The 14458-nt window shown below is 69.7% G+C and carries 15 protein-coding genes; 10 read left to right on the top strand and 5 right to left on the bottom strand.

From position 1 onward, the window contains the following. Nucleotides 1-9 precede the first annotated feature (9 nt). Both ACFC1J_RS06825 and ACFC1J_RS06830 read right to left on the bottom strand, forming a co-directional pair. A complete protein-coding gene (locus ACFC1J_RS06825) occupies nucleotides 10-726 on the bottom strand; it encodes an SDR family NAD(P)-dependent oxidoreductase (RefSeq protein WP_375903739.1) in 717 nt (238 codons plus the stop codon). After that, the gene (locus tag ACFC1J_RS06830) at nucleotides 723-1640 is read right to left on the bottom strand and encodes a dihydrodipicolinate synthase family protein (protein WP_375903741.1); all 918 of its coding nucleotides are present in this window, start codon (nucleotides 1638-1640) and stop codon (nucleotides 723-725) included. The genes ACFC1J_RS06825 and ACFC1J_RS06830 overlap by 4 nt, the downstream gene beginning before the upstream one ends. Before the next feature lie 109 nt (nucleotides 1641-1749). Between ACFC1J_RS06830 and ACFC1J_RS06835 the strand changes: the two genes are divergently transcribed. After that, nucleotides 1750-2670 carry an SMP-30/gluconolactonase/LRE family protein gene (locus tag ACFC1J_RS06835; RefSeq protein ID WP_375903743.1) on the top strand — a complete coding sequence of 307 codons (921 nt, stop codon included), beginning with the start codon at nucleotides 1750-1752 and terminating at the stop codon, nucleotides 2668-2670. Then, complete coding sequence (locus ACFC1J_RS06840; RefSeq protein WP_375903744.1) at nucleotides 2667-3311, top strand: bifunctional 4-hydroxy-2-oxoglutarate aldolase/2-dehydro-3-deoxy-phosphogluconate aldolase; 645 nt, start codon at nucleotides 2667-2669, stop codon at nucleotides 3309-3311. The genes ACFC1J_RS06835 and ACFC1J_RS06840 overlap by 4 nt, the downstream gene beginning before the upstream one ends. A 101-nt stretch (nucleotides 3312-3412) precedes the next feature. Here ACFC1J_RS06840 and gndA read toward each other — a convergent pair whose 3' ends face one another. Continuing rightward, nucleotides 3413-4867, bottom strand: a complete 1455-nt coding sequence (gene gndA, locus ACFC1J_RS06845; RefSeq protein WP_375903746.1) for an NADP-dependent phosphogluconate dehydrogenase — start codon at nucleotides 4865-4867, stop codon at nucleotides 3413-3415. Nucleotides 4868-5203: 336 nt separating this feature from the next. Here gndA and ACFC1J_RS06850 point away from each other — a divergent pair, with 336 nt between their 5' ends. The 5 genes from ACFC1J_RS06850 to ACFC1J_RS06870 all read left to right on the top strand — a co-directional run bounded on the left by ACFC1J_RS06850 (nucleotide 5204) and on the right by ACFC1J_RS06870 (nucleotide 10398). Further along, the gene (locus ACFC1J_RS06850; protein ID WP_375903749.1) at nucleotides 5204-6430 is read left to right on the top strand and encodes a branched-chain amino acid ABC transporter substrate-binding protein; all 1227 of its coding nucleotides are present in this window, start codon (nucleotides 5204-5206) and stop codon (nucleotides 6428-6430) included. 99 nt (nucleotides 6431-6529) lie between these two features. Beyond that, on the top strand, nucleotides 6530-7546 hold the full coding sequence (locus tag ACFC1J_RS06855; RefSeq protein ID WP_375903750.1) for a branched-chain amino acid ABC transporter permease: 1017 nt from the start codon (nucleotides 6530-6532) through the stop codon (nucleotides 7544-7546). Further along, entirely contained in the window at nucleotides 7543-8748 is a 1206-nt protein-coding gene (locus tag ACFC1J_RS06860; protein WP_375903752.1) for a branched-chain amino acid ABC transporter permease, read from the top strand. The genes ACFC1J_RS06855 and ACFC1J_RS06860 overlap by 4 nt, the downstream gene beginning before the upstream one ends. Beyond that, nucleotides 8745-9698 (top strand): ABC transporter ATP-binding protein, encoded by a 954-nt coding sequence (locus tag ACFC1J_RS06865; protein WP_375903753.1) that lies wholly within the window; start codon nucleotides 8745-8747, stop codon nucleotides 9696-9698. Before ACFC1J_RS06860 ends, ACFC1J_RS06865 begins: the two co-directional genes overlap by 4 nt. Beyond that, nucleotides 9691-10398: an ABC transporter ATP-binding protein gene (locus ACFC1J_RS06870; protein ID WP_375904471.1), complete on the top strand. Its 708-nt coding sequence runs from the start codon at nucleotides 9691-9693 to the stop codon at nucleotides 10396-10398. The genes ACFC1J_RS06865 and ACFC1J_RS06870 overlap by 8 nt, the downstream gene beginning before the upstream one ends. Before the next feature lie 67 nt (nucleotides 10399-10465). Here ACFC1J_RS06870 and ACFC1J_RS06875 read toward each other — a convergent pair whose 3' ends face one another. Beyond that, nucleotides 10466-10591, bottom strand: a complete 126-nt coding sequence (locus tag ACFC1J_RS06875) for a hypothetical protein (RefSeq protein WP_375903755.1) — start codon at nucleotides 10589-10591, stop codon at nucleotides 10466-10468. A 190-nt stretch (nucleotides 10592-10781) separates the two neighbouring features. On the opposite strand from ACFC1J_RS06875, the gene ACFC1J_RS06880 reads away from it, so the two are divergent. After that, nucleotides 10782-11381, top strand: coding sequence for a 50S ribosomal protein L25/general stress protein Ctc (locus ACFC1J_RS06880; protein ID WP_375903757.1), 600 nt, complete (start codon nucleotides 10782-10784; stop codon nucleotides 11379-11381). Nucleotides 11382-11485: 104 nt separating this feature from the next. Then, complete coding sequence (gene pth, locus ACFC1J_RS06885) at nucleotides 11486-12067, top strand: aminoacyl-tRNA hydrolase (RefSeq protein ID WP_375903759.1); 582 nt, start codon at nucleotides 11486-11488, stop codon at nucleotides 12065-12067. A gap of 63 nt (nucleotides 12068-12130) precedes the next feature. Here the strand turns inward: pth and ACFC1J_RS06890 are convergent, their stop codons facing one another. Continuing rightward, nucleotides 12131-12736, bottom strand: a complete 606-nt coding sequence (locus ACFC1J_RS06890) for a hypothetical protein (RefSeq protein WP_375903761.1) — start codon at nucleotides 12734-12736, stop codon at nucleotides 12131-12133. Nucleotides 12737-12939: 203 nt separating this feature from the next. Here ACFC1J_RS06890 and ACFC1J_RS06895 point away from each other — a divergent pair, with 203 nt between their 5' ends. After that, nucleotides 12940-14439 carry a DUF222 domain-containing protein gene (locus ACFC1J_RS06895; RefSeq protein ID WP_375903763.1) on the top strand — a complete coding sequence of 500 codons (1500 nt, stop codon included), beginning with the start codon at nucleotides 12940-12942 and terminating at the stop codon, nucleotides 14437-14439. Nucleotides 14440-14458: the final 19 nt, after the last annotated feature.

The raw sequence follows: 14458 nt of genomic DNA on the forward strand, positions 1-14458 counted from the left end.
GAACGGTCGTCAGAGCCAGCGGTCCCGCAGCACCGGCTTCAGCCACGCGGCGGGGGAGGACATGGAGAGCCCCCCGTCGACCGGGATGGTCGCGCCGGTGATGAAGGACGCCCCCTCGGATGCGAGGAAGGCGACGACAGACGCGACCTCCTCCGGGCGTCCGATCCTGCCCAGCGGATAGCCCTCGGTCTCCCCGGTGTCGGCGGCGGAGATGCTCCCGGGCTGCACCGAGTTCACGCGGATCCCGCGGGGTCCGTAGTCCAGCGCGAGCTGTCGCATGAGGGCTTCGACGCCGGCCTTGGCTGCGGCGTACGCGGGCAGGGAGGGCGCCGCGAGCGTGGCGTTGACCGAGGTCACCGCCACGATCGAGGAGCCGGAGGCGAGCAGCGGCAGTGCCGCGCGGGCGACGAAGAACGCCGAGTCCAGCGTCGCCCCGAGCGCCCCGTGCCAGTCCTCGTCGCTCGTCGCGTCGGCGCGGTCGATCGGCATGCGCGCGGCCGCGAGAACGACGACGTCGATGCCGCCCAGGGCGGCCGCGGCGTCGGCGACGGCCGTCTCCGCGCCTTCCGGGCGGCTGCAGTCGGTGACGAGGAAGCGCGCGAAGGCCGGATCGACCGTCGGCTCCAGTCCCACGCCGACGACGGCGTCGCCGCGCTCCGCGAACGCGCGTGCGATCGCGATGCCGATGTCGGATCCGCCGCCGATCAGCAGCACACGACTGGTCACACGCGGACCGCGGTCGGCAGGGGAGGAAGGGCGAGTTCCTCGAGGACGAGGTGCACCGCGGCACGGCTGCCGGCGTCCAGGCGGGCCGCCGGGTAGCGCACGGTGGCGTGCTCGATGATGCCGCGCGCGACGAGGACCTCCTTGTGCACCGCCCACGCGATGCCGCCCTGCAGTCCGATCAGCACGAGAGGGAGCATACGACGGAAGCCCGCGCGCGCCTCTTCGACGCGCCCCGCGACGAAGTCGGCCAGCACGGGTCCGAGCAGGTCGGGGAACTCGCAGGCCGGCATCGTGCCGACGGCGCCGCGCGCGTACTCCTCCAGGCAGAACTGGGCGTTCTGGCCGCCGAGCACGGCGAAGTCCGTCCCGCCGAGCGCATCGACGACCGCCCCGACCTTGGGGGCGGTGGGCGGCGCCTCGACCTTGACGGAGTCGACGCCGTCGAGACGGGCGAGCTCGGCGACGAGTCCCGGCGTCATGGTGACGCCGGTGACGCCGGGGGCGTCCTGCACCATGACCGACAGGGAGGTGGATCCCGCGACGTCGCCGTAGAAGTCGACGAGCGTGCTCGCCGCCGGCTTCACCATGAACGGCGGAAGCACCATGAGCGCGTCGGCGCCGCCCTCCTCGGCGAGGAGGGCCTGCTCGATCGACGTCGCGGTCGAGGTGCCGTTGACCCCGGCGATGACGGGAACGCGGCCGTCGACGACCGAGACGACGTCGTCGAGGATCGCGCGTCGTTCCTTCGTCGTCAGCGCGAAGCCCTCGCTCGCCATCCCGAACACGGCCACGCCGTCGACGCCGGACGCGAGTTCGAATTCGACCAGACGCCGAAGGCCGGCGCGGTCGAGCGCGCCCGTCTCGTCGAACGGCGTCGCCAGGATCGGCATCAAGCCGTAGAGGGTAGGAGTCATCGGCCGGTTCCCCGCTTCATCATCGGTTCGCATTTCGCGCAAGAGGTATGCATATTGTGAGATAGTCTGCCACATAACGGTTATCGCCTACCAGTGAAAGAGGGCAAGGATGACGCGTTCACCCCGCTCACGAATCGTCGAGATCATCTCCGACGAACGATACGTTCAGGCCGAATCGCCGCGCTGGGACGGCCGGGACGGCGGTCTGGCCTGGATCGACATGGCGACAGGACGCTTCCACCGAGGACGCTGGGAGGGCGGAAGGCTGGTGCCGGCGGGATCCCTCGTCGTCGGGGCGAAGATCGGTGCGCCGGCGCCCCTCGTCGAGGCGGACGCGGGGTGGATCGTCGCCGCCGAGCGCGGCGTGGTGCACGTGGGGGATGAGGGCGGCATCGCTCCCGTCGTCTCCGACCTCGCCGTGCCGGGCGACTACATGAACGATGGCGCCTGCGATCCGTCCGGGCGCTTCTGGGTGGGCAGCCAGTCGATGCCGCGGGATCCGCACAGCGCGCTGTGGAGCATTGATGAGCGCGGGATCGCGGTCGAGCGCCTCGGCGGGGTCACGGTGTCCAACGGCCTCGTCTTCGACGACACCGGATCCACGATGTACTACATCGACACGCTTCCGCACCGGAGCATCGAGGCCTTCGACGTGGCCCCCGACGGCCGGCTGTCGCACCGTCGCACGGTGTGCGCCGTCGAAGGAGGAAACCCCGACGGCATGACGATAGACAGGGAGGGGTTGCTCTGGGTCGCCGTGTGGGATGCGGGGGAGGTGCGCCGCTACTCGCCCGACGGGACGCTCGACGAGGTCATCGCGCTCCCCGCGACCAGGCCGACCGCGGTCGCCCTCGTCGACGACCTGCTGGTGATCACGACCGCGAGCATCGGACTGCAGAGCCCCTCCGCGGCGGACGGCGCGATCCTGGGCGTGCAGGTCGAGGTGGGCGGTGCGCCCGCGCGGCCGTGGGGCGGAGCGATCCCCCTCGGCGATCGCCGTGAGGCGTCGGCCGACGGGAGCGCCTCGTGAGCATCGTGGACAACGCGCGCCTGCAGGAGCGGCTCGGTGCGAGCCGGCTCATCGCGATCCTCCGCGGCAGCGACGTCGACGCCACGGTCGCGGCGGCGCGGACGCTGCTGGATGCCGGCGTCCTGACGCTGGAGATCGCGCTCACCCTGGACGGGGCGGAGGAGGCGATCGCCCAGGTCGTCCAGGACGCTCCGGCCGGTGCGATGATCGGCGCCGGCACGGCCCTCACCCCGGCGGACGTGGACAGGGCCGTGACGGCCGGCGCGCAGTTCATGGTGACGCCGACGCTGACCGAGTCCGTCGAGTACGCGATCCGGCAGGGGATCGGCGTGCTCCCCGGCGTCTACTCGCCCACCGAGATCCAGCGCGGTCTCGACCTCGGCGCGGCGGCCGTGAAGCTGTTCCCGGCCGCAGGCCTCGGACCGGGTTTCCTCCGCGCCGTCCGCGAGCCCCTGCCGCACGCGCGGATCATCCCGGTCGGCGGCGTGTCGGTGGGGACGGCGGGGGACTACCTCGCGGCCGGGGCGTTCGCCGTCGGCGTCGGGGGACCGCTCCTCGGCGATGCGGCGACGCCGTCCGGAGACCTCGCGGCCCTGAAGTCGCGTGCCGCCGCCTTCCAGCACGCCGTGGCGCGCCCCTGAGGCCGCGCGAGCTCCGAGGCACCCCCCTCCACGTGCGAGTCGTCCCCGTCAGCGCACTCCAGAGGGTGCGCTGACGGGGACGACTCGTCGGTGGGGCGGCGTCAGTGCGTGTCGACGGCCTCGATCTCGGTGCGGTCGCCCGACCACTGGGTGTGGAAGGTGCCGGGCTTGTCGATGCGCTTGTAGGTGTGCGCGCCGAAGAAGTCGCGCTGGCCCTGCACGAGAGCGGCGGGGAGGCGGTCGGCGCGGATCCCGTCGTAGTACGACAGCGACGAGGAGAACGCGGGAGCCGGGATGCCGGCCTGCGCGGCGGCCACGACGACGCGGCGCCAGGCGGCCTGGGCGCGGGTGATCGCCTCGGCGAAGTACGGCGCGGTCATCAGGACCGGAAGATCCGGGGTCTCGGCGTAGGCGTCGGCGATACGGTTCAGGAACTGCGCGCGGATGATGCAGCCGCCGCGCCAGATCTTCGAGATCGCCCCCAGGTCGATGTTCCAGCCGTACTCGGCGGCACCCGCGCGGATCTCGTCGAAGCCCTGCGAGTAGGCGACGATCTTCGAGGCGTACAGGGCCAGGCGCACGTCCTCGATGAACGCGTCGACCTGGTCGGCGGGGACGGTGAACGCCTCCTCCGGACCGGGCAGGGCGCCGGCGACGAGGCGCTGCTCGGGGTGCGAGCTCAGCGAACGGGCGAAGGTGGCCTCGGCGATGCCCGAGACGGGGACGCCGAGGGAGAGCGCGGTCTGCACGGTCCAGGCGCCGGTGCCCTTGGCGCCGGCCTGATCGAGGATGACGTCCACGAGCGGCGCGCCGGTGGAAGCGTCGACCTGACGGAGCACCTCGGCGGTGATCTCGATGAGGTACGACTCCAGCTCGCCCTTGTTCCACTCAGCGAAGATCTCAGCGATCTCGGCGGGGCTCTTGCCCGTGCCGCGGCGGATCAGGTCGTAGGCCTCGGCGATGAGCTGCATGTCGGCGTACTCGATGCCGTTGTGGACCATCTTCACGAAGTGGCCGGCGCCGTCGTGGCCCACGTGCGTCACGCAGGGCTCGCCCTCGGCGATCGCGGCGATCGAGCGCAGGATCGGGCCCAGCGTCACCCAGGACTCGTCGGATCCGCCCGGCATGATCGACGGCCCGGTGAGCGCGCCCTCCTCGCCGCCGGAGATGCCGGCGCCGACGAAGTTGATCCCGGTGGAGCGCACGGCCTTCTCACGGCGGATCGTGTCGGGGAAGTACGCGTTGCCGCCGTCGACGATGATGTCGCCGGGCTCGAACACCTTGACGAGTTCGTCGATCACGGCGTCGGTGCCGGCGCCGGCCTTGACCATGATGATCGCGGTGCGCGGCTTCTGCAGCGCGTCGGCGAACTCCTGGTAGGTCGCGGCGGGGATGAACCCGGCCTCGGGGTGCGCGTCCAGAACGCCCTGCGTCTTCTCGTAGCTGCGGTTGAAGATCGCCACGGTGTTGCCCTCGCGGCTGGCGAGGTTGCGGGCAAGATTCGAACCCATGACGGCGAGTCCGACGACTCCGATGTTGGCAGCGGCAGTGGGCACGGTGATCTCCTCGTGTGTCCGGTGGGGGATGGAATCAGGGTATCGCTGTTGGGGCGGAGGTCAGGGCGGTGCGTCGGCGCCCGAGCAGCCGCCGTCGATGACGGCATGCCCGCACTCGGCGGGGGAGCGGCCGGCCGCCGTCGTTTTCCGGCGGATGACGCTCGCGTGTCCGGCGTGTAACGATCCGGGTAGCCGTGTCGCGTTATCGCGCGAAAACTGGACGCGGTCGGACTAATGTCGTGCGCGGGACGCGTACATAGAGGTACGCTCGCCACACCTTGAAGACATCGACGTTTCGCAAGGGGCGGTCGATGACCCGAATCGGAAGGCAATCACATGATGCGAAAGAAGGCCCTCACCGCGGGCGTGGCAGCAGCAGCCGCACTCCTGCTGCTGGCTGGCTGTGCGAACAAGGCGGGCAGCCCGGACGCCACGAGCGGCGGCGGCGGCGCGATCGATGTCCCGGCCGTCACGTCGGTCGACACTCCGAAGGACGCGGTCCTCCCCGCAGGCGACGGCAAGGGCAAGTGCGCGGCGACCACCACGATCGCGTACATCGGTGCGGAGACCGGCGCGAACGCCCAGCTCGGCATCAACATCTTCAACGGCGTGCAGCTCGCGATCGACCAGCACAACAAGGCCAACCCCGACTGCCAGGTGCAGTTCAAGAAGTTCGACACGGAGGGCACGCCGGACAAGGCGACCGGCCCGGTCACCCAGGCCGTCGGCGAGGCGGACATCGTCGGCGTCATCGGCCTGCCGTTCTCCGGCGAGTCCAAGGCGACGGGCAACATCTTCGAGCAGCAGGGCCTCGTGCACCTGACGCCGTCGGCGACCAACCCCGGCCTGACGAAGAACGGCTGGACGACCTTCTTCCGCGCACTCGGCAACGACTCGCAGCAGGGTCCCGCCGCCGCGAAGTTCGTCACCGACACGCTGAAGGCCAAGAAGGTCTACCTCGTGCAGGACGACTCCGACTACGGCATCGGCCTCGGCACCGCGACCAGTGACGCGCTCGGCTCCGCGCTGGCGGGGACGGACAAGGTCACCACCGGACAGAAGGACTTCTCCGCCACGATCTCGAAGATCCTGAACGCGAAGCCCGACGCCGTCTACTACGCCGGCTACTACGCCGAAGGTGCGCCGTTCGACCAGCAGCTCGTGTCCAAGGGCTACAAGGGTGCGTTCGTGGGCCCGGACGGCGTGAAGGACGACCAGTTCATCAAGCTCGCCGGCGACGCGTCGAAGAACGCCTACTTCACCTGCCCCTGCATCCCGGGTGAGCTGCTGAGCGACTTCGCGAAGGAGTACCAGGCAGCGTCCAACGCCGCGCCCGGCACCTACTCGATCGAGGGCTACGACGCGGCCACGGTGCTGCTGGCGGGCATCGACGCGGGCAAGCAGACCCGCGCCGACCTCAAGGACTGGGTCAAGAACTACGACAAGGACGGCCTGAGCAAGCACTACAAGTGGGATGCCACGGGTGAGCTGCAGGCTCCTGCGGTGTACGGCTACAAGGTCGACGGCGGCAAGATCGTCTACGTCGGCCCGATCGGCAAGTGATCGAGGGATCCCGCGACGCGCTCGCCCGCGTCGCGGGATCCTTACCCCCTGCTCGTTCCCGGCGCAACGACGCGCCGCCCCTTGCGGAAGCGAACCTGAATGCTGGATCTCCTTGCCCAGTCCGTCGTGCACGCGGACAACTCCTGGATCAACTTCGACGTCAACGCGCTGTTCCAGAACTTCTGGAGCGCGACGTTCGACGGTCTCACCTTCGGGGCCGTGTACGGCCTCATCGCGGTCGGCTACACGCTCGTCTACGGCGTGCTGAGCCTGATCAACTTCGCGCACTCCGAAGTCTTCATCGTGGGTGCGTACGGCGTGGTCGTCACACTCACCGCCCTAGGATTCGGTCCGAGCGCACCGACCATCGGGCCCGCCGAGATCATCATGGATCTCCTGTTGGCGCTCGTCGTCGGAATGCTGGCCTCCGCGGTGACCGCCTTCCTCGTGGAACGCGTCGCGTACAGACCGCTGCGTAAACGCAACGCTCCCAGACTCGCGTTCCTGATCACCGCGATCGGCGTGTCGTTCGCGATCCAGTACCTCATCTTCCTGCCGTTCGTCGGCGGGGCGAACGCGCAGCCCGCCGTGACGATGTTCATCCCGGAGCCGATCTTCGACGTCTTCGGGACGATCATCACCAACCAGCAGATCATCATCGTGGTCGCCGCGGTCCTGCTCATGGTCGGCACCGACATGTTCATCCGTCGCAGCCGCACCGGACGCGGGATCCGCGCCGTCGCGCAGGATCCGGACACCGCGACCCTGATGGGCGTCTCGAAGGAGCGCACCATCGTGATCACCTTCGTCATCGGCGGTCTGCTGGCCGGAGCCGCGGCGCTCTTCTACGTGATGCTGGTGCCCTCCGGCGTGATCTACAACGGCGGGTTCATCCTCGGCGTCAAGGCGTTCGCCGCCGCCGTGCTCGGCGGCATCGGCAACGTGCGCGGCGCGCTGCTCGGCGGCATCCTGCTCGGCATCGTCGGCAACTACGGACAGATCCTGCTCGGAGACGCGCAGTGGGCGGACGTCGTGGCCTTCGTGATCCTCGTCCTCGTCCTGCTGGTCCGCCCGACCGGCATCCTGGGCACCACTCTCGGAAGGAGCAAGGCATGAGCACCTCATCCGACGGGCCCCGCCCGCTGCCCACGGCCGAGTCGGCCCGCGAGACGATCGAGACCGAATCGGTCGCGACGGTGCGCCGCGGCCCGTTCCGCGGAATCCGCGAGCGCTGGAACGACCTGTCCCGTCCTATGCAGTGGGCGTGGATGGTGCCGGTGGTCGTGCTGGCCTACGCGCTGCCGTATCTCGACTTCTTCCCGCTCAGCACATCGCCGGGCAACAACTGGTCGATCGCGCTGTTCTCCATGGCCGTGTACGCGCTCGTCGCGGTCGGGCTCAACGTCGTGGTGGGCTATGCGGGCCTGCTCGATCTCGGCTATGTCGCCTTCTTCGCCGTCGGCCAGTACACCGCGGCGATGTTCACCAGTCCCGACTCGCCGTACCTGAAGATCCCGTACCTGTGGACGCTCCCCGCGGCCATGATCGTCGCGATGATCTTCGGCGTCGTGCTGGGGGTTCCGACCCTGCGACTGCGCGGCGACTACCTCGCGATCGTCACCCTCGGTTTCGGTGAGATCGTGCGGATCCTGGCGACGATCATCCCTGCGATGAAGGGCCAGGTCGGCTTCCAGAACATCGGCCGTCCGCCGGGGGAGACGGCCGCAGGCGTCCCGATCTTCTCGAACTCGAACGGCATGCCCTGGTATTGGCTGACCATCACCGTCCTGATCATCGTGCTGCTCCTGGTCGGCAACCTGGAGCGCTCGCGCGTCGGCCGCGCGTTCATCGCGATCCGCGAGGACGAGGACGCCGCGGAGACGATGGGCGTGCCCACCTTCAAGTACAAGGTCTGGGCGTTCGCGATCGGCGCGAGCGTCGGCGGCCTGTCCGGCGCGCTGATGGCGGGCCAGATCGGCTTCGTCAACAACCAGAAGTTCGACGTGCAGACCTCGATCCTGTTCCTCGCGGCCGTCGTCCTCGGCGGAACGGGCAACAAGGTCGGCGCGATCCTCGGCGGCGCGATCGTCGCGTACATCCCGCTGCGGTTCACCGCGATCGCGGAGTACAAGTACCTGATCTTCGGCATCGCGCTGGTGATCCTGATGATCTACCGCTCGCAGGGCCTCATCCCCGCCAAGATGCGTCTCATGGCCTATTCGCGAAAGGCGATCGAGTGGATCGCCCCGCCGAAACCGCCTCAGGGCGCAGAACCGCAGAGAGCACCCAAGCCGAGCACCGAGGGAGGCGCATCATGACCGATCCCCAGGAGAACGGGCTTCCCGCCGATGCGACTCCCGAGGAACCCCTCGCGGAGGCGGCGTCGCTCGACGCCCCGCTCGCCGACGGCGCGGAGCCGGACATCGTGCCGGGGCAGGACCCGCCCCTCGTCGAGGGGGCGGAGTCCGAGCGCGAGATCGAGGTCGAGGTCGGTGAGAAGCTGGTCGAGGTGAAGAACCTCACCATCCGCTTCGGCGGTCTCACCGCCCTGGACGACGTGTCGTTCGACATCAAGCGCGGTGAGATCCTCGGTCTGATCGGCCCTAACGGCGCCGGCAAGACGACGTGCTTCAACGCTATGACCGGCGTCTACAAGCCCACCAGCGGCGACGTGCTGCTGGAAGGGCAGTCGGTCAAGGGACGCAAGCAGCACCAGATCACGCGTCTGGGCTTCGCTCGCACGTTCCAGAACATCCGCCTCTTCGGTGAGATGACGGCTCTGGAGAACGTCGTCGTCGGGCTGGACGCGCGGCACCGCACCTCGGTACCGGGCGCGCTGCTGCGGCTGCCCAGACACGTGCGGGAGGAGAAGTCCTCGGTCGATCGTGCGATGGCCCTGCTCGACTTCGTCGGGATCGCGCAGCATGCGCAGAAGCGCTCACGGGATCTGTCCTACGGATCCCAGCGACGCCTCGAGATCGCCCGTGCGCTCGGAACGGATCCGAAGCTGCTCTGCCTGGACGAGCCGGCCGCCGGCTTCAACCCGGCGGAGAAGGAGGACCTGATGGCGCTCATCCGGTCCATCCGCGACGAGGGCTACACGGTGCTGCTCATCGAGCACGACATGAAGCTCGTGATGGGCGTCACCGACCGCATCGTGGTGCTGGAGTTCGGCAAGAAGATCGCCGACGACCTGCCCGCCGCCATCCGCAACGATCCGCGCGTGATCGCCGCCTACCTGGGAGTGCCCGAAGATGACGTTGCTTGAACTGAAGGACGTCTCGGTCCACTACGGACGGATCAAGGCGATCCACGACATCTCCTTCTCGGTCGACGAGGGCGAGATCGTCACGCTGATCGGCGCGAACGGCGCGGGCAAGACGACGACGATGCGCACGATCTCGGGGCTGCTCCAACCGTCGAGCGGATCCATCACGTTCGACGGCCAGGACATCACCAAGATGAAGGCGCACCTGCGGGTGGTCAAGGGCATCTCGCAGTCGCCGGAGGGCCGGGGGATCTTCCCCGGCATGACGGTGCTGGAGAACCTCGACATGGGCACGTTCGGCCTGAAGAACAAGTCGGGCGTCGCGGAGTCCTACGAGCGCGTGTTCTCGCTGTTCCCCCGGCTCGACGAGCGCAAGAAGCAGCTCGGCGGGACGATGTCCGGCGGCGAGCAGCAGATGCTCGCGATCGGCCGTGCGCTGATGTCTCAGCCGCGCGTGCTGCTGCTGGACGAGCCCTCGATGGGACTCGCTCCGCAGTTCATCCGTCAGATCTTCAAGATCATCACGGAGATCAACGCGCAGGGCACGACCGTGCTGCTGGTGGAGCAGAACGCGAACCAGGCGCTCGCGCGCGCGCATCGCGCCTTCGTGCTGGAGACCGGGGCGATCACCCGCACCGGAACCGGCAAGGAACTGCTCGCCGATCCGGCCGTCAAGGAGGCCTACCTCGGCGTGGGGTGACTCGAGCCGCACACGAGAAGAACCGCGTCGTCCCTCGAGGGCGGCGCGGTTCTTCGTGGGCGGTTCGTCAGTCCTTGCGGTAGCCGGAGCGGCCGAGCGAGAACAGTGCGCCGAAGCAGAGCACCGTCGCGCCGACGACCATCAGGCCGATCAGCCAGGCCAGCGCTTCGGAGAGGAATACACCATCGGTCATGCCGTACAGCCTATCGTCAGTGGCGCGTGCCGAACTCGGGTAGCATGGTGTGGTCCTCGGCGAGGGATGGCGCGCGTGCGCGCACATCCGTGATCGACGCGGCGAGCTCTGGCTCTCCTTCCGTCATGTCGAGACGACGCACCCAGACCACCGCGCGGCTCTCGCGCCGCGTGTGAACAAGGAGAACACCATGACTGAAGACAACAAGGTCGTCGCCGAGCTCCGCACCAGTTTCGGCAAGGGCTTCGCCCGCCGTCTGCGTGCCGTCGGCCAGATCCCCGCCGTCATCTACGGCCACGGCACCGACCCGGTGCACGTCGCCCTTCCCGGCCACCAGGTGGGCCTGCTCATCCGCCGTGCCAACGCGCTGCTCGAGCTCGACATCGAGGGCCGCGCCGAGCTCGCCCTGGTCAAGGACGTGCAGAAGGACCCGGTGCACCAGATCATCGAGCACATCGACCTGCTCGTCGTGAAGAAGGGCGAGAAGGTCTCCATCGAGCTTCCCGTCGTCGTGGTGGGCGAGGCGTTCGCGGGCACCATCGTGCAGCTGGAGAACACCCACCTCGCCGTCGAGGCCGAGGCCACGCACATCCCCGAGCACGTCGAGGTCTCGGTCGAGGGGCTCGAGGAGGGCGCGCACATCACCGCCGCCGACGTCAAGCTGCCCAAGGGCGTCACCCTGGCCGCCGACCCCGAGCTGCTCATCGTCGCCGTCTCGGCGCAGGCAGCCGCTGAGCCCGAGGGCGACGCTGCAGAGGCCGCGTCCTCCGAGGAGGCCGCTGCGGAGTAATCCGCGGTTCGAACTTCTGGCCGAGGGGGCGCGATGCGATCGCGCCCCCTTCGTCGTGCCAGGACGGTTTCCTGGCACGACGCGAATTCAGGGAGGATGGATCCATGGCGCAGACATGGCTGGTCGTCGGGCTCGGCAATCCCGGCCCGAAGTACGCGGCGACTCGGCACAACGTCGGTCAGATGGTCGTCGACGAGCTCGCCGCCCGTCGCGGCGAGACCTTCCGCGAGCACAAGGGCGGAGCCAGGGTCGTGGAGACCTGGGTGCGTCCGGGCGGCGACAAGCTCGTGCTCGCCAAGCCGAACAGCTTCATGAACGTCTCCGGCGCCCCGGTCGGCGCGCTCGCCCGGTTCTACTCGGTGGATCCGGAGCGGATCGTGCTCGTGCACGACGAGCTCGACATCCCCTTCGACACGATCAAGCTCAAGGTCGGCGGGGGGCACGGCGGGCACAACGGCATCCGCGACGTGGCGCGTGTGCTGACCACGCCCGACTTCCCGCGCGTGCGAGTGGGGATCGGCCGCCCTCCGGGGCGGCAGGATCCGGCCGACTGGGTGCTCGCGCCGTTCGGCACGGCAGAGCGTCCGAACCTCCCGATCCTCATCTCCGATGCGGCGGACGCCGTGGAGCTGCTCGTCCAGGACGGGCTGCTCGCGGCGCAGCAGAAGCATCACGCGCCGCGCTGAGCGGCGTGCGTCTCGGGCGTCGCGTTCCTTTCCCGGTGAGACCGGTGCGGACGCCTGCCTGCGTCAGCGCTGGGTCGCCGCGACGCCCAGCGCGACGATGAAGGCGATGTAGCCCGCGAGGCCGTACACGAACGGTCCGAGCGCGGCGATGATGACCGCGGCGATGCCGGGCCCGCGGCCGCGCCGCTTGGCGATCGCGACGATGCCCTGCACGAGCGCCCAGATGCCCAGCGCGGTCGCCGTCCATGTCGTGATCTCGACCCACAGGATGAGGTCGCGCACGGGGGTGAGGATGGACAGGTCGTTGCCGGAGACTCGGTTCTCGAGGTCGGTGAGGTCGGTCGAGGAGCCGATGCCATGGCCGACCTGCCAGGCGAGCACGGCGCCGACGATCGTGAGCACCACGGTCGCGAGGAGGGCGAGCAGCAGCGCCATGCGGCCGAGCCCCGGAGCGCCGGAAGGCGGGGTCGTCGGCGCGTACGGGGCGGTGTAGCCGCCGGCGGGACCGGAGAAGGCTCCGGGGGGTGCCTGGTAGACGGGCGCGCCGGCCTGCTGCTGGTACGCAGGCGCGACCGGCGGCTGGTAGGCGGCGGGTGGGGCGACCGGCGGCGCCGGATATCCCGGCGCGAGGGGCGGCGGAACGGGGCTGGACTGCTGCGGATCGGTCACGCGTTCATCCTAGGGTCGGCGGCCGACGTGCGGTGTGTGCAGCGTGCGAGGGTCGTCTTACGGGACGTGTGGCCGGTGCGCGGGGTGCGGCGCGGCGGTGGCTTCTTCCTCCACAAGTTGCGTTTCGGGGGCGTTCTCCACGGTTTGGAAAGATGGCCTGATCTGGTAGTTCGAATGTCGGTGGTCCCGGGTTGGATGGAGGTATGACATCGAGTCCGGCGGAGGTTCTGCAGCAGGTGGATGACCTGCTGGCGGGGTTGTGTGCGTCGGCGTCGGCGGAGGCTGGGTTCGACGCAGTGGACGCGGCGGGGTTGGTGTCGGCGTTGGTGGTGGGCGGGGCGGTGCGGCGGCGGGTGGATGCGGTGCTGACGGGCCTGGTGGGGCAGGTCGCGGATCGGGATCGGCGGCTCGCGGAGGAGCGGGTGTCGTCGGCGGCGGGGTGCAGGGATGTGACGGAGCTGCTGCGGCGGGCGTTGCGGACGGATGTCCCGACGGCGCGGCGGTTCGTGCATGCGAGCCGGGTCACGCACCGGGAGATTATGCTCTCCAGCGGTGAGCTGGGCCCGGCGGTGTTCCCGGCGATGGCTCAGGCGTTGCGGGAGGGGATGGTGTCGGTGGCGGGCCTGTTGGCGGCGGTCGGTCCGGTGGAGCAGGCGGGGAACCGGATCAGTGCTGCCGAGCGCGAGGTCGTCGATGGGTTGCTTGCGAGCACGGCGCGGGGGGAGGACTTGCCGGACGAGCACGGTCGTCCGGGGCCCTGTCCGTCGACGCAGGAGCTGGCGGATTTCTCCCGGGCGTTGATGCTGCGGTTGGATCCGGATGGGGCAGAGCCGGAGGATCGGGCGGGGGAGCGGAACAGGGGCGTCACGTTCGGGCGGCTCCGCAACGGCGTCGTCCCGTTCCAGGGCGGGTTGCTCCCGGCAACCGCGGCGCAGTTGCAGCGGCTGTTCGACGCGGTCGGCAACCCGGCCGCGCACGACGCGCCCCCGGTCACCGCGGGCGGGGTCAGGTTCACACCCGCCGACACCGCCGATGTCGATGCCGATGCTTGCGATGGCGATGCTTCTGGTGGTCTTCCGGATCCGGTGGATGAGCGCACCCCGGCGCAGAAGCGTCATGACGCGCTCGCGATGATCGTGAACGTGGCTGCCGCCTCTGGCGGGTTCCCCGAACTGGGCGGTGCCGCTCCGACCCTGGTCGTCTCCGTCACCGCGGAGGACTACGCGTCCGGGACGGGGCGGGCTGGATTGGAGGGCACCGGGTGGGATGTCCCGGTCACGGTCGCCCGGCATACGGGGTGTGCGGGTGGGATCCAGCGGGTGCTGTTCGACGAGCGCGGGCAGATCGTCTCGATCGGGACCACGGCCCGGATCTTCACGGCCGTGCAGCGCCGTGCGATCGTCCTCCGGGACCGGGAATGCGTGATCCCCGGCTGCGGGGTGCCCGCGACCTGGTGCGAGATCCACCACGTCCGAGAACACGCCGCCGGGGGTCCCACGCACGCGAGCAACGGTGTCGCCCTGTGCTGGCACCACCACCGCACCCTGGACACCTCGGGCTGGCAGGTCCGCATGCGTCACGGTGTTCCCGAGATCCGGGGCCCGCACTGGTGGGACCCCCGCCGCGGCTGGCACCGGCCCCGCACCCACCACCGGCCACACCCGCACTGCATTCCCGCCCATGCCCTCGCCCCACCCGGATGACACGCGCACGGGGGCTCAC

The organism is Microbacterium sp. NPDC056052 (genome assembly GCF_042266785.1).
GTDB lineage: Bacteria > Actinomycetota > Actinomycetes > Actinomycetales > Microbacteriaceae > Microbacterium.

What these genes read in the sequence shown, in the direction of transcription:
- ACFC1J_RS06865 (WP_375903753.1), top strand. Translation starts at nt 8,745, where the DNA reads ATGACCGATCCCCAGGAGAACGGGCTTCCCGCCGATGCGACTCCCGAG.
- ACFC1J_RS06895 (WP_375903763.1), top strand. Translation starts at nt 12,940, where the DNA reads ATGACATCGAGTCCGGCGGAGGTTCTGCAGCAGGTGGATGACCTGCTG.
- ACFC1J_RS06880 (WP_375903757.1), top strand. Translation starts at nt 10,782, where the DNA reads ATGACTGAAGACAACAAGGTCGTCGCCGAGCTCCGCACCAGTTTCGGC.
- ACFC1J_RS06850 (WP_375903749.1), top strand. Translation starts at nt 5,204, where the DNA reads ATGATGCGAAAGAAGGCCCTCACCGCGGGCGTGGCAGCAGCAGCCGCA.
- pth (WP_375903759.1), top strand. Translation starts at nt 11,486, where the DNA reads ATGGCGCAGACATGGCTGGTCGTCGGGCTCGGCAATCCCGGCCCGAAG.
- ACFC1J_RS06830 (WP_375903741.1), bottom strand. Translation starts at nt 1,640, where the DNA reads ATGACTCCTACCCTCTACGGCTTGATGCCGATCCTGGCGACGCCGTTC.
- ACFC1J_RS06875 (WP_375903755.1), bottom strand. Translation starts at nt 10,591, where the DNA reads ATGACCGATGGTGTATTCCTCTCCGAAGCGCTGGCCTGGCTGATCGGC.
- ACFC1J_RS06860 (WP_375903752.1), top strand. Translation starts at nt 7,543, where the DNA reads ATGAGCACCTCATCCGACGGGCCCCGCCCGCTGCCCACGGCCGAGTCG.
- ACFC1J_RS06835 (WP_375903743.1), top strand. Translation starts at nt 1,750, where the DNA reads ATGACGCGTTCACCCCGCTCACGAATCGTCGAGATCATCTCCGACGAA.
- ACFC1J_RS06855 (WP_375903750.1), top strand. Translation starts at nt 6,530, where the DNA reads ATGCTGGATCTCCTTGCCCAGTCCGTCGTGCACGCGGACAACTCCTGG.